At 71.0% G+C, this 26001-nt stretch carries 20 protein-coding genes and 2 pseudogenes; 13 read left to right on the forward strand and 9 right to left on the reverse strand.

Features of this window, described 5'->3' with window-relative positions; translation table 11 throughout:
* Window positions 1-31: 31 nt before the first annotated feature.
* Entirely contained in the window at window positions 32-853 is an 822-nt protein-coding gene (locus ACZ562_RS15530) for an SCO6745 family protein (protein ID WP_471178439.1), read from the reverse strand.
* A gap of 4 nt (window positions 854-857) precedes the next feature.
* On the reverse strand, window positions 858-1739 hold the full coding sequence (locus ACZ562_RS15535) for an alpha/beta fold hydrolase (protein ID WP_471178442.1): 882 nt from the start codon (window positions 1737-1739) through the stop codon (window positions 858-860).
* Window positions 1740-2224: 485 nt separating this feature from the next.
* Between ACZ562_RS15535 and ACZ562_RS15540 the strand changes: the two genes are divergently transcribed.
* The 3 genes from ACZ562_RS15540 (at window position 2225) to ACZ562_RS15550 (ending at window position 5337) form a co-directional block, all read left to right on the forward strand.
* Window positions 2225-3424 (forward strand): acetyl-CoA C-acyltransferase, encoded by a 1200-nt coding sequence (locus tag ACZ562_RS15540; protein ID WP_471178445.1) that lies wholly within the window; start codon window positions 2225-2227, stop codon window positions 3422-3424.
* A gap of 171 nt (window positions 3425-3595) precedes the next feature.
* Window positions 3596-4234 (forward strand): HAD family hydrolase, encoded by a 639-nt coding sequence (locus ACZ562_RS15545; RefSeq protein WP_471178447.1) that lies wholly within the window; start codon window positions 3596-3598, stop codon window positions 4232-4234.
* 410 nt (window positions 4235-4644) lie between these two features.
* Window positions 4645-5337, forward strand: a complete 693-nt coding sequence (locus tag ACZ562_RS15550) for a TetR/AcrR family transcriptional regulator (protein WP_471178450.1) — start codon at window positions 4645-4647, stop codon at window positions 5335-5337.
* 187 nt (window positions 5338-5524) lie between these two features.
* Here ACZ562_RS15550 and ACZ562_RS15555 read toward each other — a convergent pair.
* Window positions 5525-6043: pseudogene (locus ACZ562_RS15555) on the reverse strand (ROK family protein); the annotation flags it as partial.
* Window positions 6044-6105: 62 nt separating this feature from the next.
* On the opposite strand from ACZ562_RS15555, the gene ACZ562_RS15560 reads away from it, so the two are divergent.
* On the forward strand, window positions 6106-6276 hold the full coding sequence (locus tag ACZ562_RS15560) for a hypothetical protein (RefSeq protein WP_471178452.1): 171 nt from the start codon (window positions 6106-6108) through the stop codon (window positions 6274-6276).
* A gap of 179 nt (window positions 6277-6455) precedes the next feature.
* Here ACZ562_RS15560 and ACZ562_RS15565 read toward each other — a convergent pair whose 3' ends face one another.
* Complete coding sequence (locus ACZ562_RS15565; protein ID WP_471178454.1) at window positions 6456-8522, reverse strand: SpoIIE family protein phosphatase; 2067 nt, start codon at window positions 8520-8522, stop codon at window positions 6456-6458.
* Window positions 8523-8729: 207 nt separating this feature from the next.
* Here ACZ562_RS15565 and ACZ562_RS15570 point away from each other — a divergent pair.
* Window positions 8730-11190: pseudogene (locus ACZ562_RS15570) on the forward strand (SpoIIE family protein phosphatase).
* Window positions 11191-11253: 63 nt separating this feature from the next.
* On the opposite strand, the gene ACZ562_RS15575 reads toward ACZ562_RS15570, so the two are convergent.
* Together ACZ562_RS15575 and ACZ562_RS15580 are read right to left on the reverse strand one after the other, a co-directional pair.
* Window positions 11254-11739 (reverse strand): SRPBCC family protein, encoded by a 486-nt coding sequence (locus tag ACZ562_RS15575; RefSeq protein WP_471178457.1) that lies wholly within the window; start codon window positions 11737-11739, stop codon window positions 11254-11256.
* Window positions 11736-12110: an ArsR/SmtB family transcription factor gene (locus tag ACZ562_RS15580; RefSeq protein WP_471178460.1), complete on the reverse strand. Its 375-nt coding sequence runs from the start codon at window positions 12108-12110 to the stop codon at window positions 11736-11738. The genes ACZ562_RS15575 and ACZ562_RS15580 overlap by 4 nt, the downstream gene beginning before the upstream one ends.
* 320 nt (window positions 12111-12430) lie before the next feature.
* On the opposite strand from ACZ562_RS15580, the gene ACZ562_RS15585 reads away from it, so the two are divergent.
* Entirely contained in the window at window positions 12431-12871 is a 441-nt protein-coding gene (locus ACZ562_RS15585) for a DoxX family protein (RefSeq protein ID WP_471178463.1), read from the forward strand.
* 151 nt (window positions 12872-13022) lie between these two features.
* On the opposite strand, the gene ACZ562_RS15590 is transcribed toward ACZ562_RS15585, so the two are convergent.
* Window positions 13023-15668: an AMP-binding protein gene (locus ACZ562_RS15590; protein ID WP_471178466.1), complete on the reverse strand. Its 2646-nt coding sequence runs from the start codon at window positions 15666-15668 to the stop codon at window positions 13023-13025.
* Window positions 15669-15857: 189 nt separating this feature from the next.
* Here ACZ562_RS15590 and ACZ562_RS15595 point away from each other — a divergent pair, with 189 nt between their 5' ends.
* The 3 genes from ACZ562_RS15595 (at window position 15858) to ACZ562_RS15605 (ending at window position 19597) form a co-directional block, all read left to right on the forward strand.
* Window positions 15858-16901 carry an iron ABC transporter substrate-binding protein gene (locus ACZ562_RS15595; protein WP_471178469.1) on the forward strand — a complete coding sequence of 348 codons (1044 nt, stop codon included), beginning with the start codon at window positions 15858-15860 and terminating at the stop codon, window positions 16899-16901.
* 108 nt (window positions 16902-17009) lie between these two features.
* Complete coding sequence (locus ACZ562_RS15600; protein WP_471178834.1) at window positions 17010-18557, forward strand: ABC transporter permease; 1548 nt, start codon at window positions 17010-17012, stop codon at window positions 18555-18557.
* On the forward strand, window positions 18554-19597 hold the full coding sequence (locus ACZ562_RS15605; RefSeq protein WP_471178471.1) for an ABC transporter ATP-binding protein: 1044 nt from the start codon (window positions 18554-18556) through the stop codon (window positions 19595-19597). The genes ACZ562_RS15600 and ACZ562_RS15605 overlap by 4 nt, the downstream gene beginning before the upstream one ends.
* Before the next feature lie 315 nt (window positions 19598-19912).
* Here ACZ562_RS15605 and ACZ562_RS15610 read toward each other — a convergent pair whose 3' ends face one another.
* Window positions 19913-20413, reverse strand: coding sequence for a GNAT family N-acetyltransferase (locus ACZ562_RS15610; protein ID WP_471178472.1), 501 nt, complete (start codon window positions 20411-20413; stop codon window positions 19913-19915).
* Between the two features lie 126 nt (window positions 20414-20539).
* Here ACZ562_RS15610 and ACZ562_RS15615 point away from each other — a divergent pair, with 126 nt between their 5' ends.
* The 4 genes from ACZ562_RS15615 to ACZ562_RS15630 all read left to right on the forward strand — a co-directional run bounded on the left by ACZ562_RS15615 (window position 20540) and on the right by ACZ562_RS15630 (window position 24193).
* The gene (locus ACZ562_RS15615; protein ID WP_471178474.1) at window positions 20540-21226 is read left to right on the forward strand and encodes a FadR/GntR family transcriptional regulator; all 687 of its coding nucleotides are present in this window, start codon (window positions 20540-20542) and stop codon (window positions 21224-21226) included.
* Window positions 21223-22137: a hypothetical protein gene (locus tag ACZ562_RS15620; RefSeq protein ID WP_471178476.1), complete on the forward strand. Its 915-nt coding sequence runs from the start codon at window positions 21223-21225 to the stop codon at window positions 22135-22137. Before ACZ562_RS15615 ends, ACZ562_RS15620 begins: the two co-directional genes overlap by 4 nt.
* A 152-nt stretch (window positions 22138-22289) precedes the next feature.
* On the forward strand, window positions 22290-22637 hold the full coding sequence (locus ACZ562_RS15625) for a hypothetical protein (protein WP_471178479.1): 348 nt from the start codon (window positions 22290-22292) through the stop codon (window positions 22635-22637).
* Entirely contained in the window at window positions 22634-24193 is a 1560-nt protein-coding gene (locus tag ACZ562_RS15630) for a TetR family transcriptional regulator (RefSeq protein WP_471178482.1), read from the forward strand. The genes ACZ562_RS15625 and ACZ562_RS15630 overlap by 4 nt, the downstream gene beginning before the upstream one ends.
* Before the next feature lie 134 nt (window positions 24194-24327).
* Here ACZ562_RS15630 and ACZ562_RS15635 read toward each other — a convergent pair whose 3' ends face one another.
* On the reverse strand, window positions 24328-25986 hold the full coding sequence (locus ACZ562_RS15635) for a carboxylesterase/lipase family protein (protein WP_471178485.1): 1659 nt from the start codon (window positions 25984-25986) through the stop codon (window positions 24328-24330).
* Window positions 25987-26001: the final 15 nt, after the last annotated feature.

The following is a 26001-nucleotide window of genomic DNA, read 5'->3' on the forward strand; positions in this document are numbered from 1 at the left end:
AGCGTGCGTGCCAGGCGGCGGGCGCCCGGAGTCAGCCCACCTTGAGGAGGCCGGCTTCGACGACGGCGCGGCCGAAGGGGCTCGCGAGGTCGGCGAGACGTTCGCAGTCGCCGTCACCCAGGACGGCGTAGGCGGGAAGGGCCAGGCGGTCGGTGCGGTCCTCGATGTGCCGGCGCAGGCGTATGCCTTCCGGGCTGAGGGAGTCGCCTTCGAGGAGACCTCGCGTGCGCAGGCGCTCCTCGGTGGCGGCCCACTCTTCCTCGGGCCATGCGCGGCTCGCCTTGAGGAAGTCGACGGGAACCTCACCGGTGGCGGCGTGCAGAATCAGGGCTTCCAAGCCCCCGACGCCCTCGCTCAGCAAGCACGCGACATGGCCGTCGCCACGGAACTCCCTGAGCAGCGTCTGGGCATGCCACAGCCGCAGTACTGGTTCCTCCGGCCAGGGCAGCGCGGCATGCGCGGCGAACAGCGGACGGCCCTGGGCGCGTTCGCAGGCCGCCTCGGCGGCCCTGCGGGTCAATGCCAGGACCTCGTCCAGGGCGGGGAGCTCGTGGATCCCGGCCCGTCGCAGGGCCTCGCTCGCCGCGGCGTGCCGCGCGTCCAGCACCTGCTGCGGTGTCGCCGCGTCCCAGACCCCGTCGACCGCCTTCCGCACCACATGGGGGTTGAAGTTGTAGAAGGTCGAGACGACCAGCTCGGCGGATGCTCGGCCGAAGGCGGCGCTCCGGGAGGCGAAGTACCCGGCGCGTCCGCTCAGTCCGAGGTCCGCGTACCGGCGCCTTGCCTCGGGGGCGAAGTAGATCATGCTGTGCACGGGCTCGAGCCGGCGCCAGGCTGCTCGCGCTGTCTCCATGAGGTCACCTCTTCTGAGAGTCGGCTGACGGGGTGTTCGCTGTGTTTCCGTACTCGCCGTGGGTTCGCAGGTGTTCGAGCAGCAGGCGGTTCAGCATCTCGGGTGCCTGCTCGGGAACCCAGTGGCTGACGCCCTGAAGGGTCTCGAACCGGTAGGGCGCGTCGACCCAGCGCCTGGTCTCCTGCGCGGCAGCCGGGCCGAACGCGCTGTCCTCCGTGCTCCAGACGTACAGCGTGGGCACGTCGATGACGCCGATCGCGCCGTCAGGGCGGCCGGCTCGGTACCAGTTCAGCGCCGCGGTGAGAGCACCCGGCTGTGACAGGTGCCGCACGTACGCCTCGACACTGTCCTGCGGAACCTTCCCGGCGTAAGAGGCGCGAAGCGCCTCGGCGTCGCCTGCGAGCATGCGCTCCTCGGTCGCGGGCGTTTCGCGCCAGTCGATCATGTACTGCGATCGTTCGCGCTGGTCCTGATCGGTGCGCAGGGTCGTGGCCAGGGCGCCGGGGTGCGGGGTCGAGACAACCGTCAGGGTACGTACGCGGCCGGGGTGGGCGTCAGCGGTCCACCAGGCCACCGCGCCTCCCCAGTCATGGCCGACGAGGTCGAACGCAGCCCAGCCCAGTTCTTCCGTGATCGCGACCACATCGTCGACCAGGACGCCGATGCGGTAGTCCTCGGGCCGCTCGGGGCGAGCCCCGGGGGAGTACCCGCGCTGGTCGGGCGCCACCACCCGGTAGCCGTGTGCGCCCAAGGCCGCGATCTGCCGCTGCCATGCGAGCCCCGTCTGCGGGAAGCCGTGCAGAAGCAGCACCGGGCGGCCCCCGGGCGGGCCCGCCACGATCGCGTCGAACTCGCCCGCAGCAGTGGAGATGCTCAGCTGGGTCACGATCCGCCCCTTCATACCGACTGGTCGGTTAGCTTTCAGTCGTGCAAACGGGTTGTCAAGGCCGAGGGTGCGCGGACGCTCTCGCGACGGCGGCCGCGCGCCGTCTTTCGGCCAGTCGCCGGGAGTCGATTGCGGCTGGTTTCGCGCGAGACGGGTGGCGTCGGCGCTGCCCGTGCGGTGCGACCCGCGGGGCCCCGGGGCGGGGGTGATCGTGGCGCCCTGGGGCCCCACTCGTGACCCGGGGCACCCGCGAGCCTCGGTTGAACATGACGCCAGATTCAACTATAACGGGTGCAGGTCGGCCTCGTCGCCCCGCCCGGCGGCCGTGAGGCATGTCGCCGGTATCGGGGAGACGGTCAACGACCGCTCACAGCGCCCCAGTCGGCGCTCGGCACCGGCTACCGGCGTCGAGCCCGGCTCACCGAGCTCGGGATTCGCCCCGAAGCTCCCAGACGAACCGGACCGACAGGAAAGAGTGAGGCGACATGAGGGAAGCAGTGATCGTTTCGACGGCACGGACGCCGATCGGCAAGGCGTACCGCGGCGCGTTCAACGACACGCAGGCACAGGAACTCGCCGCCCATGCCCTGTCGCACGCGGTGCGGCGTGCCGGGCTCGAGGGAGGCGAGGTCGAGGACGTGATCTTCGGCAGCTCCCTACAGCAGGGGTCGTCCGGGGGCAACATCGGGCGCCAGGCCGCTCTCCGTGCCGGACTTCCGGACACCGTGTCGGGGATGACGCTCGACCGGCAGTGCTCGTCGGGCCTGATGGCGATCGCCACGGCCGCCAAGCAGATCGTCGGCGACGGGATGCAGGTCGCTGTCGGGGGTGGTGTCGAGTCGATCTCCCTTGTGCAGAACGACCACATGAACACCCACCGCATGGCGGATCCGTGGCTGGTCGAGCACAAGCCGAGTATCTACATGCCGATGCTGCAGACGGCGGAGATCGTCGCCGAACGCTACGGGGTGAGCCGGGAACGCCAGGACGAGTTCGCGCTGATGTCACAGCAGCGCACCGCGGCGGCGCAGGAGGCCGGGCGGTTCGACCAGGAGATCGTCCCGCTCGACAGCGTCAAGAAGGTCCTCGACAAGCAGTCCGGACAGGTGCTGGACGAGGCCGTGGCCCTGACCCGGGACGAAGGCAACCGCCCGTCCACCACACTCGAGGGTCTGGCAGGACTGGCGCCGGTGCTGGCGGACGGTCAGGTGACCGCGCACGCCACCGTGACGGCGGGCAACTCCTCGCAGTTGTCGGACGGGGCCTCGGCTTCGGTGCTGATGGAGGCGAAGGAAGCCGGGCGTCGCGGACTGGAGCCGCTGGGTACATACCGGGGTATGGCCGTTGCCGGTTGCGGTCCGGAGGAGATGGGGATCGGCCCGGTGTTCGCCATACCGAAGCTGCTGAAGCAGCACGACCTCACCATCGACGACATCGGTCTGTGGGAACTCAACGAGGCGTTCGCCTCCCAGGCGCTGTACTGCCGGGACGAACTGAACATCGACCCGGAGCGGTTCAATGTCAACGGCGGCGGAATCTCGGTCGGCCATCCGTACGGGATGACCGGTGCCCGCCTGGTGGGGCACGCCCTGATCGAGGGCAAGCGCCGTGGGGTGCGGTATGTGGTCATCTCGATGTGCGTCGGCGGCGGCATGGGCGCAGCGGGACTGTTCGAGGTCGCCTGATGTCCGCCGCCCATGGAGAGGACCGGTCGGTGGCCGCGGCAATCGCCTCGTATTCCTAGGCTCTGTCGTCCCATCAAAGGCAGATGAGTCGGGTTCTCGTGCGGCCGGCGGCACATGGCTGCCGTCGCACGGGTCGGTCGAGAGCCGTCCGCGGCAGAAGGAGTGGATACCGTGTCGAACGTGGTGGACAGGGCCAGAACCGCGGTCCTCGTGGACTTCGGAGGGGTCATCACCTCCAGCGTGCTGCAGGCTTTCACCGATTTCGGCGCCTCGCTCGGCGGCGACCCGCGCCTGCCGCTGCGCCTCCTCAGCCGGGACCAGCCGTCACGCACGCTCCTGGCAGACCACGAGTGCGGCCGTATCGACGCGACAGCCTTCGAGCGAGGATTCGCCGAGCGTCTCCGCGCCCACGGCGCCGACGTCCCGGCCGAGGGGCTCACGGCCAGGATGCAAGCGGGGATATCGACGGACCAGGACGTGCTCGCCCTGCTCGGTGATCTGCGCGCCGCCGGGTATCCCGTGGCGCTGGTATCCAACTCGTTCGGAACCGGCACCTACGACGGTGTCGACCTCGCGGCTCTGGCCGACGTGGTCGTCATCTCCTCCGAGGTCGGGGTCCGCAAGCCGTCCCGGCGCATATACGCGATGGCATGTGAGCGTCTCGGCGTCCATCCCGAGGAGTCGGTCATGATCGACGACCTGCAGCAGAACCTCGACGGAGCGGCGCGGATCGGTATCGGGGGCGTGCTGCACACCGGTGCCGCCGACACCCGCCGGCAACTCGCCGAACGCTTCATGATCACCGCCTGACCGGTCGGACCGGGCGATCCCTCCTGCGGCAGCGTCGTCAAGCGCCCCGCCGGAGGGCGCGCCGAGATGGGACATCGCCGTCAGCGCTTGTGCGTGTGTGTCCCACCGCACCACACAACAGGGCGCCGCCCCCGGAGAGTACGGCGACCCGGTGCGACCGGCGCGTCCCGGCGCGGAGGCAGTGGCACCCGGCCGTACAACTGCCTTGGGCGGCAGGGCAGTACGGCGATGCCCTTTCACGACACGGACGGTGCGGCGCTGCCCTCGAACCTGGCCGGAGTGCCTGAAACCTCGGCCGATTCGGCGTCTTTCGTACACAGCGGGAACCGACTCCGGAATGTTTCCGCGAGCGCCGAGCACAGCCTGGCGCATTTGTGACTCTGGCGTCGGATTCAAGTATCGTTCCGGGAATGGAAACCACTGCGTCCGAGGAGAATTACAGCGAGAAGGCACCGCCGATGGCACCTCTCTCGCCACTTCGCGAGCCCCCGACGACGAAACGCGGAGCGCGGACACGGGCCGCATTGGTGAAGGCCGCGCGGAAGGTGTTCGAGCGGGACGGCTACCTCGACGCCCGCCTGGCCGACATCACCAAGGAGGCCCGGTGCGCGGCGGGATCCTTCTACACCTACTTCGCCAACAAGGAAGAGGTGCTGGCCGCCGTTCTCCTGGAGGCGCAGGAGGACATGATGCACCCAGGCATGGCCCGGGTGCAGGGTACCGACGAACCGTATGCGGTACTCGAGGCGAGTAATCGCGCGTATCTCGAGGCATACCGACGGAACGCGAAGCTGATGGGACTGCTCGAGCAGGTCGCACAAGTGGAGCCGGAGTTCCGTGAATTCCGAAGCCGACGCGCGGACGCGTTCATCGGCCGCAACGCCCGCGGCATCGCCGACCTGCAGGCGCGGGGTGTCGCAGACCCTGAGGTCGATCCGATGATGGCTTCCCGCGCGCTGTCGGGCATGGTCAGCGCGATGGCCTACAACGCGTTTGTACTCGGCCCTAGGCACGCGGAAGGCACGCCCACGGAATTCGAGGAACTCGTGTCCACGGTCACCCGGCTCTGGGCCAACGCCCTGCGGTTCCCCGGCCACCGCTGACACGGGAACAGCCCGGCAGATCATGTCCGCCCCCGCCAAGCCGTGCGGGATCAGCGGCTGTGGCGCCGTCGCAGCGCCGGCCGACGCGTCCACCGCGGGACCGCCGGATCGCAGGACGTGAGTCCCTTGCCCGGTCGCGCCGCCGGTCTCGGGGGGCGTGTTCTTCGCGGTCGGCGCTCTTGCCCGGTCAGTCCGACAGAAGCGCGGACAGTTGCGGTGAGTAGGTCGCGTGCAGTACCAGCGCGGCGCTGCCCACGACGGCGGCGTCCGTGCCGAGCGGGGAGGCCGCGACCTCCACGGCACGGATGTGACGGGCCAGCGGTCTGCCGGCCAGCGCGGAAGCGACGACGTCGACGTACCGCGACTCCACATGCTCGATGCCGTGTCCGCCGAGGATGATGAGGTCCACGTCGATGAAGTTGGCGATGCTGACCGCGACCGAGGCGACATGTTCCGCGGCCTCGTCGATGACCGCGGTGGCGACGGGGTCGCCGGCTCCCGCTGCGAGCTGGATCGCGGCATGGTCGACGGAGGTCGGATCCTGGTCGAACGGTTGCGACAGCACACTGTTGCCGCCGGGGCGGGTGGCGAGTCGTCGGTGCACCTCGGCGACGATCGCGGACGGGTTGACCAGCCTCTCCAGGCAGCCTCGGTTGCCGCAGTAGCATTCCGGCCCGTCGGGCAGTACGGAGGAGTGGCCGAACTCTCCCGCGTTGAACGAACCGCCTCAACAAGGACACCCGCAAGCTCGTCGCCGAGACCGTCGACATGGTCAAGTCCCTGCGGAAGGGCGACAAGCCGGAGATCAACGACGACAAGTCGTACGACAACGGCTCGAAGGTCGTCCCGGCGTACCTCCTCCCGCCGGTCATCGTGACCGAGCAGAACGCGGCCGAGGTCTACGCCGGCGACCCGAAGCTGGCGCCGCTCACCAAGTAGGCCTCAACCGCTGCTGTCCCGCGTCACCGGGGGCCACGTGCCTGGGCGCGGGACAGCAAGGCGGGGTGGACGGCCGACGACTGCGCGCCGGATGTACAGCGGCCGACGGCTGTGCCCTTCGCGCGGACCGGTGGCTCCCGGCCCGGAGGGCGGGCGCTCCCGGCGGGCCGCTGTACGGGCTACAGGGCTCGAGCGACCAGGAGGGCGACGTCGTCGTGGTCGTCGGGGTGGCGGAGTCCGTACAGCAGGAGGTCGCATGTCTGCTCGAGGGGACGCTGCGGCTCGTCGAGGAAGCTGAGGAGGACGTTCAGGCGGTCGTCGATGGGGTGGTGGCGGGTCTCGACGAGGCCGTCCGTGTAGAGGACCAGCAGATCGCCGGGTCTGAGTTCGATCGTGGTGGCCTCGAAGGGGATGCCACCGACGCCGAGCGGCGCCCCGGTGGGGAGTTCGAGCAGTGTGGGGGCCTCTCCGGGACGGGCCAGCGCCGGCGGCATGTGTCCCGCGTTGGCGATGCGGCACCGTCTCGTGCGGGGGTCGTACACGGCGTAGAGGCAGGTGACGATGTAGTGCTCCAGGTCGCAGGTGATTTTGTCCAGGTGCTGGAGAACGGCGGCGGGGGCGAGGTCGAGGTCTGCGTAGGCGCAGGTGGCGGTGCGAAGCCGGCCCATGGTGGCGGCGGCGTCGATGCCGTTGCCCATGACGTCGCCGACGACGAGGGCGGTCTTGTCGCCGTCCAGGGGGATGACGTCGTACCAGTCGCCGCCTACTTCGCTGGTGGCCTGGGCGGGCTGGTACCGCGAGGCGAGTGCCAGACCGGTCTGGTGCGGCGGGTGGTCGGGCAGCAGGCTGCGCTGGAGAGTGAGGGCGGTGTTGCGCACGCTCTGGAACCAGCGGGCGTTGTCGATGGCCACGGCGGCGCGGCTGGCCAGCTCACTGGCGAGGACGACGTCGTCCTCGTCGAACGGGAGCGGGTTGCGGGTGCGCTTGAGGTCGAGGGCGCCGAGGACCTCGCCGTGGGCGATCAGCGGCACGGCGAGATAGGAGTGGACGCCGGCGCGGGCCAGGAGCGTGGTGGCTTCGGCGTCGCGGGCGATGCGCGGCAGATCCCGTTCGCCGACGTGGCGTACCAGAACCGGGCGGCCGGAGTGGACGCACAGGGTGACCAGGCGGTCACCCTCGTAGGCGGCGAGGTCACCCGGAGGGTCGGCGGCGCGCAGGGCCACGGTGGGGTGGGCCGCCTTGAGGGCGAGGGCGCGGAAGAGTTCCGGGCCGTTGTCCGGTCTGCGCGTGCGGCGGCAGGCCAGGGCTGCGTCGAGGACGTCCACGGCGACCACGTCGGCGAGCTCGGGGGTCGCGACCTCGGCCAGTTCATGAGCGGTCCGCTCCACTTCCAACGTCGTGCCGACGCGGGTGGAGGCGTCGGCGATGAGCGCCAGGCGTCGCCGGGCCCGGTCTGCCTCTCCCGCCGCACGGTGCCGCTCGGTGACGTCGACGACCGAGGCTGCCGCACCCAGGACACGCCCGCCGGGATCCTCAAGCCGGTAGAAGGACATGGACCAGGCGTGCTCGTGCTCGGGGTCGGCCGGGGGGCGGCCGACGTGGTACTGGTCGAGCAGCGGGGTGCCGGTGGTGAGCACCTGGCGCAGTGCCGACTCGACGGTGTCCACGTCGGGGAAGGGCAGGGTCTGTCTCAGATGACGCCCGATGTGGTCTTCGGCGGGGATCCCGTCGATACGTTCCAGCGCCGGGTTGACCAGGAGATACCGCAGGTCGGGGTCGAGGAGGGCCAGGCCGATCGGGGACTGGTTGATCAGCCGCTCGCCCAGGGCCAGGTCGGTCTCGACACGCTGGAGCAGGCTGTGGTCGGCCGCGATGCCCAGGGCGTATACATCTCCGAGATCGTCCAGCAGGCGTATGTTGCGGAACTCCATCAGGCGGCTGCTGCCGTCCTTGTGCCGGATGGGAAAGGCGCCGGCCCAGCTCCGGCCGGTCTCCAGCACCTCCGTGAACAGGCTCGCCACGGCCTGCAGGTGATCGGGGTCGATGAACAGTCGCGCCGCGTACTCGCCGAGGGCTTCTTCCGGGGTGTAGCCGAAGAGCTCCTCGGCCTGCGGGGTCCAGAACACGATGCGTCCGCGGGCGTCCACGACCACCGCGGCCAGGCTCAGCACATCCAGCAGGCCGGTGGGCCGGGGCGGCTCGGGGCCGTACTCGTCACCGTCGGGCTGGACGGATTCGGCTGCCATCACATCCTCCTCCGCCGGCGGCAGGATGTGCCGGCCTTTGCCGGCGTACCGCACGCCTGGGTTCCGAGCACCCCCTTCCATGCTGCCTCCGGCTTTCCGTCTTGCCCAGCCCGGTGCTGCCCGTCCGTGCCGGCCGGCAGCCGTCCGCCGGGGGTCGTGCACGTCGGGCGGACAAGCAGGAACATGGTCCTGTAAAGGATGGCTGCCATGGATTCTGCGCGAGAGGGGTCCGCCGCGCCCGCGTCCACAGGGCCGCGCGATCTCTTCGACGCCTCCACCGACGCGGCGGCGGTGGTGTCCTCGGCCGGTGTCGTCGTCGGCTGGACCCGTGCGGCCGAAGCGCTCCTCGGCCACCCGGCGCCTGACGTTGTCGGCGGCTCCGCCGCGCGCCTGCTGGCGCTGCCCGGGGATCCGGTACGGGTGGCAGGCATCGCGGAACGGTGCCGTGCCGGGATGGGGTGGAGCGGTCTCATCCCCCTACGGCATCGCGAGGGCGGCCACATCGACGTCGACCTGCGCGTCTCCGCGTCCTTCCGCATCGGCGCGGACGAGTGCTTTCTGATCTCGGCACGGGAGCAGAAGCAGCCATGGACGGTGGGCCAGTCCGTTCTCGACGGGTTCCTGACGCGTGCGCCGGTCGGTATGGCGGTGATGGACCTGCAGCTGCGCTATGTGTGGCTGAACGACACCCTGGAACGCTTCGGCGGTGTGCACCGCGAACAGCGGCTTGGGCTCGGCTGAGCGACCTGTTGCCCGGGCTGCAGGCGCAGACCATCGAGGGATTGATGCGCAAGGTCCTGACGACCGGCACGCCGGTGACCGACTACGAGTACACGGGATGGAGTTGGGCCGATCCACACCGTCAACACGCCTACTCCACGTCCTTCTTCCCGCTGGTGGACGCCGACAACTCCGTGACCGGAGTCTGCTACATGGTGCAGGACGTCACCGAGCGGTGGAACGCCCGCCGGCTCCTGTCGCTGGTCAACGAAGCCGGGACCAGCATCGGCAACACCCTCGATGTGATGCGGACGGCCCAGGAGCTCGCCGACTTCGCTGTTCCCCGGTTCGCGGACTTCGTCATCGTCGATCTCCTGGAGCCCGTCCTCAGTACCGAGGGGCACGGAGCGTGGCTGACCGATGCGGGGCCGGCACCGGCAAAGCCGGTGATGCGCCGCGCTGGAATGCGTTCCGTGCGAGAGGGCTGCCCGGAGGCCGTGGCGCGGATCGGGGACAGAGTGGACTTCCTGCCTCCGCCGCACGGCGTGGACCTGCTCATCAGCGGCGAACCGGTCCTCATCCCGGTCCTCGACCCGGCCGATGACCTGTGGGTCGCCGAACAGCCCGCGAGAGCGGCAAGCATCCGCGAGTTCGGACTGCACTCCCTCATCTCCGTGCCGATGCGGGCGCGGAACACCGCTCTGGGCCTCACGACGTTCGTACGGTCGCTCAACACCGTCTCCTTCCAGCCTGACGATGTCCTGCTGGCCCGGGAGCTGGTGGCACGAGCGGCGCTGTGCGTCGACAACGCCCGCCGCTACACCCGGGAACACACGTCAGCCGTCACCCTTCAACGCAGTCTGCTGCCGCAGGCTCTGACGGGCGGGACTGCGCTGGAGGTGGCCTCTTCCTATCGGCCGGCGGACCCGACGGGTGGAGTCGGTGGCGACTGGTTCGACGTGATTCCTCTGTCCGGCGCCCGCGTGGGCCTCGTCGTCGGCGATGTGGTCGGCCACGGCATCACCGCGGCGGCGAGCATGGGCCGGCTGCGCACCGCGGTGCAGACCCTCGCGGACATGGAGCTGCCTCCCGGCGAACTGCTGGCCCACCTCGACGACCTCGTGCTCCGGTTGAGCGAGGAGAAGACCGACGGCGAGGAGGCCGGCCAGAGCGCGACCGCCTTCCTCGGCGCAACCTGTCTGTACGCCGTCTACGATCCGGTCACCAGGCGTTGCACCATGGCCCGGGCCGGACACCCGCCCCCGGTCGTCGTCGCACCCGACGGGCACGTCTCCTTCCCGGAACCCCCTGCCGGACCTCCGCTCGGTCTGGGAGGGATGGCGTTCGAGGCCGCCGAGATCGAGCTCGCCGAGAACAGCCTGCTCGGCCTCTACACCGACGGCCTCATCGAGGGAGCCGACCGCGACATGGAGCTGGGCATGTCCCGGCTGGGCGAGGTGCTGGCCCAGGCGGGCTCCGACCTCGGAACACTGTGCACGTCCGCGGTGCAGCAGCTCGTGCCCGTGCCGCAGCCCGACGACATCGCTCTCCTCCTGGCGCGCACCCACGCCCTGGGCGCCGATCACGTGGTCTCGTGGGACGTGCCCCCGGATCCGGCCGCCGTCAGTGACGTCCGGGCCCGGTCGACTCGCCAGATGGCAGCCTGGGTCTAGGGGAACTGGCCATGACGACGGAACTCATCGTGAGCGAGCTGGTCACCAATGCGATCCGCTACGCCGAACCGCCCGTACGGCTACGACTGCTCCGCGACGACCACTTGACCTGTGAGGTCGCCGACGCCATCAGCACCGCCCCACGGCTGAGGCATGCCAGGAGCATGGACGAAGGCGGCCGCGGCCTCTTCCTGGTGGCCCAGCTCACCCATCGCTGGGGCGCCCGGTACACGGCCGAGGGCAAGATCATCTGGGCTGAGCAGGAGATCCCGTGAAGCGACTCCGAAGCAAGTCCGGGTGCTTGACGACCACACAACGGGTGGGGCGGGCCTGGGCGTTCAGCCGGCGAGGAGGTCGTCCATTTGGCCGACCGCCTGCTTGAGGCCTTCCTCCATGCCCATGGTCATCAGTTGTTCCATCTGCTCTCGGGTGTCGAAGGCGGACCGGATCTCCATGCGGGTGCCGTCGCCGTGCTCGGTCAGCGCTACGCGCACGGTGGTGGTCGGCATGGTGAGGTTCGGGGCTCCGTCCTGGTCGGCGAACCCGTCGGTGAACTCCAGGGACGTGGGCGGGGCGACCGACGTGACACGCCACCAGCCGCGGTGTTTGTCGCCCTCGGGGCCGGTCATGAAGTAGGTGACCTCGCCACCCGGGGTCAGGTCATGGTTCTCGACGGTGGCCGGGTAGGTCGGCGGTCCCCACCAGCGCTCCAGCCGACGAGGGTCCGCCCACAGCTGCCACACCGTTTCGACCGGTGCTGCGAAGTCGGCGATCAGAGTGAGGGTGAGGTTCTCGAAGTCCTTGTCCACACTGGTCACGCTCATCTGTCCTGTCCTTCCTGCGGATTGTGCGCTGCCGCCCGGGGGGCCTGCGTGAGCAGGGAGGACATCCGCTCCACCCTGCCGCGCCACAGAGCTTCCAGTTCGCCGAGGGCCTGCCGTGCCCGCGCCACGGCATCGGGCTCGGTGAGGACGAGTTGCTCCCGTCCGCGACGCTGCTTGGTGACCAGCCCGGCTCGCTCCAGCACCCTCACGTGTTTCTGGACCGCGGCGAAGCTCATCGGGTAGGCCGAGGCCAGGCGTGAGACCGACAGCTCGCCGTCGACGCAGCGGCGGAGTATGTCCCTGCGCGTCGTGTCCGCAAGGGCGTGGAAGAGCCGGTCCAGGCATCCGTCGGCAGCTTCATCTACAACCATTTGGTTGTATGTTAGTCCGTCGCATGCCGTGTGCAAACCGCTGACATCACGCTCGGCGGGGCCGACCCGGCTGGCCGGCACGACGAAGGCGCAGCCGGTCTCTCACCTCGCCTCGGGCGCGCCGAGGCGTTCCGTGAGGCGGAGGCAGCCGGCAATGCGCCCCGCTCCGGCCTGAAGTACGTTCCACGTGCCGGTTTCGCACGAAGTGATGTGAACTTCCCGGCCGATCTACACGTATACAGCAGACGCGGGGTGGGGGCAGCGCCGCGCCCCGGCCGCAGATCACCGTACAGCTGTATTCACACTCATCAGGAGCGACGATGGACGCCTCGAAACTCACCGCCCGCCAACCCCTTGCCCTCGGGCTGTTCCGTACCGTGATCGGCTTCCTGTTCGCCTGCCAAGGAGCGGCGACGGTCTTCGGTCTGCTGGGCAGAGAAGCGACCGAGGCGGGGGATTGGCCCTACTGGTACGCCGGCGTGATCGAGGTCGTGTGCGGGTTCCTCGTCATGGTCGGCATCGGCACGCGCGCTGCGGCGTTCCTGAGTTCGGGCGCCATGGCCTTCGCCTACTTCACCGTCCATCAGAAGGATGGCTTGTTCCCCCTGCAGAACGGGGGAGAGGGCCCCGCTCTCTACTGCTGGTCCTTCCTGCTGCTGGTGTTCACGGGACCGGGAGCCCTGTCGCTGGGCGAGCTTTTCCGCGCTCGTCGCACCGGAGCCGAGGCGCGATCCCGGGAGACGGCCGTCTCGTCCGCCTGATCCGAGGCGCACGGCCGTGTACGCCCCCGACGGCGGTCTCGGTCACATCCCACGCGGCACGGACCTGACGGGTCTGTGCGCGCCGGGCACCGGCTTACGGTCTGAGGCAGCGGGCTCCCCGAATCGGAAACCGGAGCCCGCTGCGACGGCGTCACAGCCACCGGACCCTGCGCGCCACCCTGGTCACGACCGCCGCGTAGCCGACGCCGATCACGAGGGAGGCGGCCATGGCGGTGAGGGGGAAGTCCTCCTGCAGGTAGGGGTAGACCTGGTAGTGCGTCAGGTAGATGTAGAGGGAACTGCTTGCCAGGATGCCCGCGAGCGCGCTGAGCGGGCCGAGGCTTGGCAGGGTCGGCACCCATATCAGCAGCGCCAGGCCGGCGATCACGAGGGTCGTGCGCAGGGGCTGGTCCTGGAACAGGCCGGGCACGGTGAGCAGCAGGACCGCCGTCAGCAGCGCCCGTCGGCGCGTGGTGCCGGCCCGCGCCGCGGCCCACCCGAGCGCGAACAGCCAGAAGACCACTGCGGGGTTCAGCTGGGGGCGGAGGGAAACCAGGTCCAGCAGGTCGTAGCGGCCGACCAGGCCGACGCCCACAAGGGCCAGCGGCACGCCGAACGCGTGGCGCCGCTCCAGCCGGTCCAGCAGCGGTACCGCCATCAGGGCAGCGAGGACGATCAGGTAGTAGACGAGGGCCTCGACGAACCAGTAGGCCCATTCGAAGCGGTCGGTTCCCTGGTCGAGCAGGCTGTTGAGCAGCACGGCGTTGGCCGGATCGTAGAAGTCGGTCAGGAGCACCGCGCCGGTGATCCACACCATGCTGGGTACCGCGATGCGGGCGATGGTGCGCCCCACATGCCGTACGCGCTCGCGGCGGCGGGCGTCCGTCAGCTGGAAGCGGGCGAAGTTGTAACCCGCGACGCCGATGAGGATGTGGGCGAAGCCCTTGAGGGTGAAGACCTGGATGTGCGAACCGACGATGAGGACGATCCCGACGGCGCGCAGGGCGATGCTGGTCTCCAGGGTGCGGCGGGTCCTGAAGGACCTGGGGACCGTCCAGGATCGCGGCACCCTGCGGACTCCCGGGGCCCGTTGCCCCGGCGGCGGTTGCGCTCCGTCCCCTCCCAACGGCCCCTTCGCCACGGGCGCTGCCATGGTTCGCAGTTCGCGGATCGTCTTCGTGTGCCAGTCGGGGGGCAGGTGCCCCAACGCCTCCTCCAGGCGCAGGGACATCTCGACGTAGCAGAGGGAGTCGCCGCCCAGGCTGACGAAGCTGCTGTTCTCGGTGACATCGGCGCCGTCCAGGATCTCGGCGTACAGGTGGAGGAGGTCCGTGCCGGGGCCGGGCGGCTCCTCCTCCGCGGGACGCGTCGATCGCCGTACGGCCTCGTAGTCGGGCTTGCCCGTGGCCAGGCGGGGGAGTCGGGCGAGCGCGCGGACCCGTACGGCGCGGGCCGGGAGGCCGCACTCCTGCATCACCAGCCGCCGGATCCGTGCCTCCTCACCGGCAGCGCACAGCGCGGCCACCGCAAGCGCCTCCCCGTCTCCCGCGCAGTACGCCGTGACCCCGTGCTCCTCCAGCAGGTTCTCCACCTGCTGCGGGTCGATCCGCAGCCCGAGGATCTTCGCGAAGCGGCTGCGGCGGCCCACGATCTCGTACAGCCCGTCGGGCGCACGGCGGGCGAGGTCCCCGGTGTGCAGCACGTCCACGGTCCGGCCGAGGGAGAGGTCGGCCGGGCTCTCGGCGTAACCGAGCATCACGTTCGGCCCCGAGTAGACCAGCTCACCGACGTCCGGACCGTGGCCGTCGACCGGTTGCAGCCGGAAGGAGCCGCCGGGTATCGGGACGCCTACGGCCTCGGGGCGCTCGACGGCGAGGTCCGGCGGGAGGTAGGCCATGCGGGCCGTGGCCTCGGTCTGCCCGTACATCACGAACAGCTGCCACCCGGAGCGGCACCCCAACTCGGCGTAGTGCGCCACGCGTTCCGGTGTCAGCCGCCCCCCGGCCTGGGTGACGCGACGCAGATGCGGCAGTTCCATCCCCTCGAAGCCGACCCGGTCGAGCAGGTCGAAGGTGTACGGCACGCCGGCCAGCGAGGTGCCGCGCGCGGCGCGGAACGCCTCCCAGAAGGCGGCGTCGGACACCGATCGCTCTGTGAGGATCAGCCCGGCGCCGCGCAGCAGATGGCTGTGGATGACGGACAGGCCGTAGCAGTAGTGCATGGGCAGCGTGGTGGCTGCCCGGTCGGTGTCGTCGATGCCGAGGTACGCGGCTATGGATTCGGCGTTGGCCTGGAGGTTCTCGTGGGAGAGCCGCACGAGTTTGGGCGAGCCCGTCGAGCCGGAGGTACTCAGGAGCAGGGCCAGGTCCGGGTGGAGGGTGTGGGCGCTCTCGGGATGCCTCTCGTCGAGGGTCCACATCCCGTCGGCGTCCGGTCGGGCCACGACGTCGGGCTCGTACGCCTGTGTCAGCGAGAGGATCGTGCTCTCGCTGTCCCCGGGGACGAGCAGGACGGGGTGGCCCGCGGCCAGGGCGGCCAGGTGCGTGATGAGGGCGTCGGCCCGGTTGGCCCCGGCCAGCAGCACCAGCCGCCGTACGGGCCCGAGGCGCTCGGCGGTGGCGGCCACCCGCTCGGCCAGCCGGCGGTACGACAGCTCCTCGTCCGGGGTGATGAGCGCGACGCGGTCGCCGTACACGGCGAGTTCACGCGCGAGCGGTACGCCGGTCGGCCGCGGGAGCGGTTCTGGGGGCGAGATCGGACCGGCTGGTACCGGGAGGGGCCCGGAGAGGTGGATCACGGGGGCGCGCCCTTTCCGCGGCAATGTCCGCCGCTAGCACAGAGCCCTTGACGATTAGGTAAGCTTTACCTTATTCATAGCATGGTCATAATCAAGCCACGGCAAGGTCACAGGGACTTGCCGTGACGCTCCCTTTCCACCGACGTGACCAGCGGCGCAAAGGCGAGCCACGCAGGAAGGCACATCACCATGCGACGCCCCTCGGCTCGCCGGATCACCGCGCTGCTCGCGGCCGGTCTGCTGCTCCCCGCCCTCGCCGCGTGCGGCTCCGACGACAAGGACAGCGGGGGAGAGGGCGACTCCGCGCTCGTCATCTACTCCGGCCGCAACGAGAAGCTGGTCAAGCCGCTTCTGGACAAGCTGGAGAAGGCGGTCGGTACCAAGGTCGAGGTGCGCTACGGCGAAAGCGCGGAGCTCGCGGCCCAGATCCTGGAGGAGGGCGACCGCACCAAGGCCGGGCTGTTCTTCTCCCAGGACGCCGGCGCGCTGGGCGCCCTGTCCAAGGAGGGCATGCTCCAGAAGCTCCCGCAGGCGACCCTCGACGAGGTCGATGACGCCTACCGCGGCTCCGAGGGCGACTGGGTCGGCCTCTCCGGACGCGTCCGCGTCATCGCGTACAACCCGGACGAGGTCGGCGAGGGCAGGGTCCCGGACAGTGTCTTCGACGTCGTCAAGCCGGAGTGGAAGGGCAAGGTCGGCTTCGCGCCCACCAACGCCTCCTTCCAGACGTTCGTCACCGGCATGCGAGTCCTCAAGGGCGACGACGTCGCCCGCAAGTGGCTTCAGGACCTCAAGGCGAACGGCGCCAAGACATACGCCAACAACCTCGCCACCCTGGACGCCGTCGAGTCCGGCGAAGTCTCCCTCGGCCTCGTCAACCACTACTACTGGTACGAGCGGGTCGCCGAGAAGGGCGAGGACAAGGTCGACGCCAAGCTCCACTTCCTGCCCGGCAAGGACCCCGGCGCGCTGATCAACGTCGCGGGGGCGGGCATCCTCAAGGACGGCGGACAGAGCGAGGTCGCGCAGAAGGCCGTCGACTACCTGTTGTCGAAGGAGGCGCAGACGTACTTCGCCGACACGACGAAGGAGTACCCGCTGGCCGCGGGCGTCACCAGCAGCGTCGAGGGCCTGCCGCCGTTCGAGTCGCTCGAGTCCCCGGACATCGACCTCGGCAAGCTGGAGTCGCTCCAGCAGACGCTGGCCATGCTCCAGGACGCCGGTCTGGTCTGACGCGCCGTGCGCACATCGTCCACCTCAAGCCCGGCCGGAACGCCCGCCCCGGCCGGGCGCGAGCCTGCGCCCGGACCGGGCGCGGGCCGTAATGCCCGCGCACCGCGCATACCGGGGAAGAGCCGCACGGCAGGAAGAGCACGTACGGCCGGCCGCAGGCCGCCCCTCATCCTGCTCGCCCCCGCCTGCGTGGCCGCCCTCTTCGCCCTGCTGCCCCTCGGCTACCTGGGCGTCCGCGCCCTGGAACGCGGCCCCGCCTACGCCTGGGAAGTCGTCGCCGACGAACGCACCCTGGACCTCCTCGGCCGCAGCCTCGCTCTGACCGCCGTGGTCGTGGCGGCATGCCTGGTGCTGGGTGTCTCGCTGGCCTGGCTGACCATGCGCACCGCACTGCCCGGAGCCAGAGCCTGGTCGGTGCTGGCCACGCTGCCACTGGCCGTGCCCAGCTACGTCGCCGCGTTCGCCTGGCTGTCGGCCGAACCCGACGTCGCCGGGTTCGGCGGGGCCGCGCTGGCCCTGACGCTGGTCAGCTTCCCCTACGTCCATCTGCCGGTCGCCGCCGCACTGCGCGGCATCGACCCGGCGCAGGAAGAGGCCGCGCGCTCCCTCGGACACGGGCCTTTCCGTACGTTCCTCCGCGTGACCCTTCCGCAGCTGCGGCCCGCGGCCGCCGGCGGCGCGCTGCTCGTCGCGCTGTACGTGCTCTCCGACTTCGGCGCCGTCTCACTGATGCGCTACGACACCTTCACCCGGGCCATCCACACCTCGTACCGCGCGTCCTTCGACCGCACCCCGGCGGCCGCGCTCAGCGTGGTGCTGGTCGTGATGACGATCGCGCTCGTGGCCGCCGAGGCCCGTACGCGCGGACGCGCCGGGCACGCCAGGACCGGTACGGGCACCGCCCGCCCGGCGGTCCCGGTCGCCCTCGGCCGGTGGCGGCCCCTCGCCCTGCTGTGGTGCGGGGCGGTCGTGGCCGTCGCCGTCGGCTTCCCGCTGGGTACCCTCGGCTACTGGCTGTCCGTCGGCAGCTCGGCCACCTGGGACCTGGGCGGGCTCGCGGAGACCGCCTGGGCCACCCTCGGGGTCGCGGCGGCGGGCGCCGGCCTCACCACGGTCCTCGCCCTGCCGGTCGGGGTGATCGCCGCCCGGCACAAGGGGCGCGGCGCCCGTCTGCTGGAACAGGCGGCGTACGCGGGCCACGCACTGCCCGGCATCACGGTCGCCCTCGCGCTGGTGTTCTTCGCCGTGCGCTACGCGTACCCGCTCTACCAGCAAACGCCCCTGCTGGTCTGTGCCTACGCCGTGCTGTTCCTGCCGGTCGCGGTGGCCGCCACCCGCGCGGCCGTGCTCCAGGCACCGCCCGTCCTGGACGACGTGGCCAGGTCGCTGGGACGGCGGCCCTGGCAGGTGCTGCGGGAGGTCACCGTGCCGCTTGCCGCGCCCGGCGTGGCTGCCGGCGCCGCGCTCACCTTCGTGGTCTGCATGAAGGAACTCCCGGCGACCCTGCTGCTGCGCCCCACCGGCATGGACACCCTCGCCACCCGGCTGTGGACCGAGACCGGGGCCGGATCCTTCGCCGCCGCCGCCCCCTACGCCGCCGCGCTGATCCTGTTGGCAGCCGTCCCCTCGTACCTCCTAGGCAGGCACCGGACATGAACGAACTCCACGTCGACGGGCTCACCAGATCCTACGGAGCCGGGGAGCCGATCCTGCGCGGGCTCGAACTCACCGTCCCGGCAGGCGCGTTGACCGCCGTGCTCGGCCCTTCAGGCTGCGGCAAGACCACCATGCTGCGCGTCGTCGCGGGGTTCCTGCGCGCCGACGCGGGCACCGTCCGGCTCGGCGACCGGCTCCTGAGCGGGCCGGGCGTCCACCTGCCGCCGGAGCGTCGCCGCATCGGCATCGTGCCCCAGGAAGGAGCGCTCTTCCCGCACCTGAGCGTGGCGCGCAACGTCGCCTTCGGACTGACCGGCGTCGACCGGGACGAACGGCGGCGCCGGACCGGGGAGTTCCTCGAACTGGTCGGCCTCGTCGGATACGGCGACCGCATGCCGCACGAGCTGTCCGGCGGCCAGCAGCAGCGCGTCGCCCTGGCCCGGGCGCTCGCCCCGAGGCCAGGGCTCGTGCTGCTGGACGAGCCGTTCAACGCGCTCGACAGCGCACTGCGGGCGGGCTTGCGGGCGGACGTACGATCCGCGCTGCGGGCCACCGGAGCCACGGGGGTCCTCGTCACGCACGACCAGCAGGAGGCCCTGTCCACCGCCGACCTCGTCGCGGTCGTGCGGGACGGCCGGGTCGCCCAGTGCGACACCCCGCAGAACCTCTACCGCCGCCCCGCCGACCCCTGGATCGCCGGCTTCGTCGGCGACGCCGTCCTGCTCTCCGGCACCGTCGACGGAGACGGCACGGCCGTGACGGCCCTGGGCGCCGTCCCCCTCGCCACCTCGCCCGACGGCGTCCGCGCCGGCACGGTCCTGCTCCGTCCCGAACAACTCCGCCTGGCCGCCGCGGACTCCGAGGGCACGGTCAGGGGCACGGTGACCGACATCTGCTACTACGGACACGACGCCATGGTCACCGTGGCCGTCGACGGTCACGACACCCCGGTCGGCATCAGGGTCGCGGGCCCCCTGTCGGTCCGCCCGGGGGACGAGACGGGCATCCGCGTCGAGGGTGAGGCGGGCCTTCACCCGTAGCGACGGTTTCCAGGGCTCAAGATCAGCCAGGCGTCCTTGTGTCCGGCTTGCATATATATGCGGACTGTGTCATAGTTTTTCTGTGCGAAACCTCTACCCATGGAGTTAACACCGCATGATCAACGGAGCCCACCCCCATGCTCCCGCCTTCCACGTGAACATTGCCCTCGCCCGCGGCTGCGCCGATTGCCGCGGCTGGGGAAGCGTTGTCAACAACGGACGGTTCGAGCTCTGCCCGATCTGTCAGGCACCAGCGAAACCGCACTGATCGCCACGCGGTGCACCCGGCATGGCGCTCTGCGACTGCCGCCGGGCTCACACGGCGCGCCGCATGCACACCAGCTGATCCCGCTCGTCCCACGACTCGGTGACGGTGAAGCCGAGCCGCTCGTACAGGGCAATGGCACCCGTCCGCCATTCCCACACCGACAACTGCACGGTGCCCACGCCGCTTTCCGCGGCATGCTCCAGCGCGGCACCGACCAGGCCGGACGCGACACCCCGGCCTCGGAAGGCCAGATCCGTCCAGAGCCTCTTGACCTCGCAGCGCCCGCCGACGGGGGCGGTGACGACCAGGCAGCCAACCGCCGTGTCCCCGCTCAGGGCCACCAGGACGACATCGTCGACGAACGCGGTACGCGGGTCCAGGACCTCTGCCCGGTAGCGATCCGGCAGGCCGTCCACGTCGGAAACGGCCTCGCCCTTCTCGGCTTGCGTCTGCAGATGGTAGGCCGCCAACAGCCGGGCCGGCCCGTCCTCGGCGGAACGGGCCCGGCCTGGCCAGCGGACGATGACAACCTCGCGCTGATCAGTCATGACGCCAGCATCACATGACACATGTCAGGGCACGCTCACAGGCAACGCAATGTTTTCGTCGGCCATTGACTCCGCCCACCCCTACTGGTTGAGTGGCTCATCCACTGAGCCACTGGGGAGGACGGCGTGGAGGCATTGCCCCGAGAAAGCATCGTCGATGTCCTGGAGAGCCGTCTGCGTGAGGACATCCTCACCGGACGCCACCCGGCCGGCAGTTACCTGCCGCCCGAGCGCACGCTCGCCGACGGGTACGGTGTCACCCGCACCACCCTCAAGCACGCCTTCGGACGCCTCATACAGGCCGGACTCCTGGAGACCCGGCACGGGGTCGGCACGCGCGTACGGGACTACCTGCGCCTGGGCGGAGCCGATCTGCTGCCCATGCTGGTACGCCACAGCCCCGACTGGATCGGTGAGGTCTTCGAAGTGCGACGCAGCATCGGAGCGTTGATCGCCGAACGCGCCGCGGCCCGGGCCGACGACCGGCAACGCGACGAACTGCGCGCCCTGCTGACGGCCGTGGGGGAGGCCCCCGACGCCGACGCCGTACAGCTCGCGGACATCGAGGTCCACCGGGCCCTGGCCAGAGCCACCGGGAACCGCGTCTACGTCCTGCTGACCAACACCCTCTTCAACGCCTATCTGCCGGTGCGCGCCGCGCTCAGGGGCCCGTTCACCGACGCCCGGACCGCCCGCGGCCGACTGGCGCCGGTGGTGAACGCGGTGGCGGCCGGCGACGAGACCGGCGCCCGGCGCGCGGCACAGGAGTACCTGACGGCGACCGAGCGGATCATGCTGGAGGGCCTCGCATGAGCCCGGCCACAATCACAACCGCGAAGTGCGGCACGCGTGTTCGCGGCACCGTCTTCAGCGAGACGATGCTCGGCACGCTGCGACTCGACGACGAGGACCGAACCCGCCGGGTACGCCTCGACCTGACGGTCTCGGCGGAGCGCGTCATGCGGCTCCTCGGCACGACCGGGGCCCGCGCCACCGGCCGGATACGGATCGCCGGCCGCGCGGACGATCCCCGCGCCGAGGGCGAGTTGGAGATCTCGCCGCTCACGCGACGCCGTATCCGCTATCGCGTCACGTTCACTGCCGACGGCCGGCGGCTGACCCTCGACGGCTGGAAGTCCATCACCCCGCGCAGGCCCGTCGCCTCGATGACCGTGCTGCCGTACACCCTCTACGAGGCCGGCGTACGGATCGGCACAGGAACCCTTCGCTTCCCCCTCGCCACGCAACTCCTCCCGTTCCTTGCGAGTTTCCGCTTCCCGCGACGGGAGAATCCCGGCACCCTTCTCGCACCCCGCTGGCGCGGTGAGCCGGGCCGAACCGAGGTCTGGTACACCACCGTCACCGACCCGGCCACCGGCTGCGGACTGTGGCTGCACCACGAACTGACCGCGCCCGCCGACGGATCCCAGCCCTACGCGCACGGCTGGGCCGCGGTCTTCCCCAAGGAAGGCCCCGTTCGGCACGCGCGTTTCGGCCCCGCCCGGTGGACCCCCGACCCGGCCGGTTTCAGCGCCGACGGAGTCACGGTCCGGCCCGGCCACCTGACCGGATCGGTCGAGGACGGCGCTCTGCGCTGGCAGCTCGCCGAACGGCCCGCGGACGAGCCGCTGTTCACATTCCCCCGCTGCTCCCGGCCGCCCAGATACTCCCTGCCGCACGCGCCTCCTACGACGGCACCTTCACCCATGATGACACGACGCTGACGCTCACCGCGGCCCCTGGCGCTTCAGCCCGGATCTACGGTCACGGCAACGCCCGCCGCTGGGCCTGGCTGCACGCCGATCTCGGCGGCGGAGACGTCCTGGAGATCGTCGCCGCCGTCTCCATGCGCCCCGGCCTGCGCAGGCTTCCCCCCTTGGTCTTCCTCCGCCTGCGCCGGCACGGCCGCACCTGGCCGCGCCGCGTCGAGCGATCTGCGGTCGGCTGGGCCGGACCGGGCCGGTTCCGTGCCTCCATCGGCCTGCCCACGTGGACGGTCACCGGCCGCAGCGGACTGCGCCGCATCCGCGCCGAAGTCATCCAGCCGGCGGACCGCACCCTCACAATGGACTACACCGACCCCGACGGCCGACACGCCATCTGCCGCAACAGCGAACGCGCCGACGCGCACATCCTGCTGGAGCGACGGCGGTTCGGCGGTTGGCGCACCGAGGCCGAATGGACACTCGACGGCACGGCCCACGCGGAAGTGGGCACCCGATGAGCCTCACCGGCCTCGTGGCCGCCCTCATCGCCGACGACGGCACCGCCCACTGGCCCCGACGCGTCCCCGCCAGACTGGAGACGCTCCTCACCGGGATGCCGCTCGCCGCCCGGACCGGCCTACGGGCAGCGGCGCATGGCGTGGACGCCTACGCGATGGCGCGCACCGGACGCACACTGGCCACCCTCACCGCAGCCCAACGGGAGTCCGTACTGGGCGGACTCGCCGCACGGCCCGCACTCCTCCCGCTCCTGGACGCCCTCAAGGTGCCCGTCCTCCTGGCGGCCGGAACGGAGCGCATGCTCCAGGGCGGTCTCGCACCGCGCCACCCCGTCCGCAGGGATCCCCCGCTCGACTGCACGCCCGCACATGCCTGGCCCGCTCGCTCCACCGCCGACGCCGTGGTCATCGGCTCGGGCGCGGGCGGGGCGATCGCCGCACGGACCCTGGCCCGGGCCGGGCTCGACGTCGTCGTCCTCGAAGAAGGACAACACCACCCCACCGAGTCGTTCGGCCGGCGCGCACCGCTCGACCGGTTCGCCGAGCTCTACCGGGACGGCGGAGCGACCGTCGCGGTGGGCAACCCGCCGCTGCTCCTTCCGGTGGGCCGAGCCGTCGGCGGCACCATGGTCGTCAACTCGGGAACCTGCTACCGCACTCCGGACCACGTCCTCACCGGCTGGAGCAACGACCACGGATTCACGCTCGCCGGAGACTTCGGCCGCCGTCGTCACGGACGCCTCGGTGCTTCCCAGCTGCCCCCAGGTGAACCCGCAACTGAGCATCATGGCGGCGGCCCTGGCGATCACGGAGGCCCACCTTGGTGGATGAGGCCGGAGACCGGCGTGCGTCTTCGGCCACGATCCGGGCGACGTGTTTCCTCTAGAGTCGGCCGTATGACGGAGGCACCGGCCCAGGACCGCGGTGAGCGGTCCCGTGACCTGATACTGGACAGTGCCGGCGAACTGATGTCGCGTCACGGGTACGCCGCCACCTCCATCTCGATGATCTCCGCCGCGTGCGGTCTGCCGGTCAGCTCGATCTACTGGCACTTCGGCAGCAAGGACGGGATCTACGTCGCTGTGCTGGAGCGAGCCAGGACCACGCTGCTGGCTGCCCTGCCCCCGGCCGAGGTGCCGGGCACCGATGTCGATCAGCGTCTGGACACCTTTCTCGCGGAGGTTGCGGACGCGTTCCAGCGTCACCCGCACGGTGTGAAGCTGCTGCTCGGGCTGGGCATGGTGCAGCAGGACGCCAGTGCGGCGGCCGTTGCCGAGGTGCGTCGCTACCGCGACGCGCTGGTCGACTGGGCCCGGGATTCGGCGGGCTCCGTCTTCGCAGTTCGCGACCGCCCTGAGGTGGCGGACGAGTTGGCGCGCTTCACGCTCAGGATGGCGAGCGGAACAGCGGTGGCCCGTTGGTTTGAGCCGGGTACCGTGCTGGAGACCGGACCGCTGCGCGTGGCGTTGCTCGCGCTGGCGGCACACAACGGCGTTGCGGTACGGGGCGGTCCGGGTGAGGACGCCCCGTCGCGCGGCGTCACGACCAGGGACTGACGTCCCGGGAGAAGCCGGCCACCGTGGCCAGGGGCCCCGTCGCCCGTTGCCCGGTTCGCATTGGCCAGGGCCTTTGGGCACTGCCATATCGGCCGGCGCTGGTCCGGCGCCCCGGACCAGCGCCCGCGTGAACCTCACCCCACCGCCCCTCGGTGAGTCGGGGACTGCCAGAAGTCGCAGTGGTGGTCGGCCGCGAACCCGGTGGTGGGGCCGACCCGGTCCGGTGCCAATACCTGGACGCGGTCCCCGTCGGTCGTGTAGCGCGGCCAGGCGGGAGTCCCGGGTGCGTTGGGATCGCCATCGGCCACGAACCGGGCCCAGTACGCGGTCATCGTGGCGGACAGTCCACGCTGGGCAGGTGTCAGGGGCGGCACCGCGTCCATGGGGAAGAGATAGGCCAGTTCGGAGGCGTGGAAAGCGCCCTGCGGCGTGTGTGGTGCCGGGATGAACGGCGGTGCCTGGGGATCGGCGAACTCGTAGGCGTAGACGGGCGCCCGGGTGTCGTACAGCCGGCTGTCGGCCCGTGCCGGGCAGGCGAAGTGCTCGTCGGTGCCGACGGCGGAATAGGCGAGGTTGGGCGACGGATACGCCGAGGCGGGGTACGTGTCGAGGACCGCGGCCGCGCGGTCTCCGTACTGCAGTCTGATCAGGGCGGCGTACGAGGTGGGGCTGAGCGGGCCGCCGCCGAGCAGATCCACGTACAGCCCGGTGAAGTAGCGGTATTCGTCGTGGGTGTTGCCGCTCAGCGTCGGCACCGCGTTGACGCGTCCCTCGGTCCACGCCGTGCGCGGAGCACGGGGCAGGACGCGGGTACCGGTGTTCGGGGCCCACAGCGACGCGATCCCCGTACCGGTGGCGCGGATGAGGTCGGTGGTGGGCACGGCCCGCAGACAGGCCGCGGCCGTCGACGGGTCGGCGCAGCCGACCGAGGCCGCGAAGCCGGTTCCTCTCCGCTCGGCCGCTGCGAGCGTGAGCGGTGTCAGAGCGCCGTCCGCGGCGCAGCTTCCGCTCTGCTGGATCGCCCGGTGGAACAGGCCTTTCGCCGTCGGCGAGGCGATGTGGAGGCAGGTGTCCGCCGATCCGGCGGACTGGCCGCCGAGCGTCACCCGGTTCCGGTCGCCGCCGAAGGCGCCGATGTTGCGCCGCACCCAGCGCAGCGCGGCCTGCTGGTCCATCAGTCCGAAGTCGCCGGAGGCACGGTCCGTGCTCTCGGCCGACAGCGCGGGGTGCGCGAGGAACCCCAGTGCTCCGAGGCGGTAGTTGACGGTCACCACGACCACGCCGCGTGCGGCCAGTGCCGCCCCGTCGTAGTCGCTGCCCGCTCCGTAGACGTTGCCCCCGCCGTGCAGCCACACCAGCACCGGCAGCTGCCGGCCAGCGGTGCGGGCGGGTGTCCACACATTGAGGTACAGGCAGTCCTCCGTGGTGCTCCCGGTGCGGTTGGACTCGCCGGGCAGGACGGGACCCCCGTCGGGGAGCAGCGTCAGGGGCAGTTGGGCACAGGGGTGCGCCGGTGCGGTGGCGTTGCGCACGCCGGACCACCGCGCGGTGGGTCGCGGCGGACGCCAGCGCCGCTCACCGGTCGGCGGGGCGGCGAACGGAATCCCCTGGAAGACGCGCCCGCCGTCGCCGGCAGCGGTGCCCCGCAGCCAGCCCCGGTCGGTGCGCACGACCAGGGAGCCGGGGCCGGAATCGGCGCGGGCCGCGGGCGAGGGAACGGTCAGTGACAGGAGCAGGGCCGCGACGGCGGCGGTGGCGCGGGTCAGGGTGTGGCGCAGGCTCGGGGCTCTCATCCATCGCTCCAGGTG

The sequence above is a fragment of the Streptomyces sp. NPDC040410 genome (genome assembly GCF_055595715.1).

What these genes read in the sequence shown, in the direction of transcription:
- ACZ562_RS15530 (WP_471178439.1), bottom strand. Translation starts at nt 853, where the DNA reads ATGGAGACAGCGCGAGCAGCCTGGCGCCGGCTCGAGCCCGTGCACAGC.
- ACZ562_RS15540 (WP_471178445.1), top strand. Translation starts at nt 2,225, where the DNA reads ATGAGGGAAGCAGTGATCGTTTCGACGGCACGGACGCCGATCGGCAAG.
- ACZ562_RS15550 (WP_471178450.1), top strand. Translation starts at nt 4,645, where the DNA reads ATGGAAACCACTGCGTCCGAGGAGAATTACAGCGAGAAGGCACCGCCG.
- ACZ562_RS15560 (WP_471178452.1), top strand. Translation starts at nt 6,106, where the DNA reads ATGGTCAAGTCCCTGCGGAAGGGCGACAAGCCGGAGATCAACGACGAC.
- ACZ562_RS15565 (WP_471178454.1), bottom strand. Translation starts at nt 8,522, where the DNA reads ATGGCAGCCGAATCCGTCCAGCCCGACGGTGACGAGTACGGCCCCGAG.
- ACZ562_RS15575 (WP_471178457.1), bottom strand. Translation starts at nt 11,739, where the DNA reads ATGAGCGTGACCAGTGTGGACAAGGACTTCGAGAACCTCACCCTCACT.
- ACZ562_RS15580 (WP_471178460.1), bottom strand. Translation starts at nt 12,110, where the DNA reads ATGGTTGTAGATGAAGCTGCCGACGGATGCCTGGACCGGCTCTTCCAC.
- ACZ562_RS15585 (WP_471178463.1), top strand. Translation starts at nt 12,431, where the DNA reads ATGGACGCCTCGAAACTCACCGCCCGCCAACCCCTTGCCCTCGGGCTG.
- ACZ562_RS15595 (WP_471178469.1), top strand. Translation starts at nt 15,858, where the DNA reads ATGCGACGCCCCTCGGCTCGCCGGATCACCGCGCTGCTCGCGGCCGGT.
- ACZ562_RS15605 (WP_471178471.1), top strand. Translation starts at nt 18,554, where the DNA reads ATGAACGAACTCCACGTCGACGGGCTCACCAGATCCTACGGAGCCGGG.
- ACZ562_RS15610 (WP_471178472.1), bottom strand. Translation starts at nt 20,413, where the DNA reads ATGACTGATCAGCGCGAGGTTGTCATCGTCCGCTGGCCAGGCCGGGCC.
- ACZ562_RS15620 (WP_471178476.1), top strand. Translation starts at nt 21,223, where the DNA reads ATGAGCCCGGCCACAATCACAACCGCGAAGTGCGGCACGCGTGTTCGC.
- ACZ562_RS15630 (WP_471178482.1), top strand. Translation starts at nt 22,634, where the DNA reads ATGAGCCTCACCGGCCTCGTGGCCGCCCTCATCGCCGACGACGGCACC.
- ACZ562_RS15635 (WP_471178485.1), bottom strand. Translation starts at nt 25,986, where the DNA reads ATGAGAGCCCCGAGCCTGCGCCACACCCTGACCCGCGCCACCGCCGCC.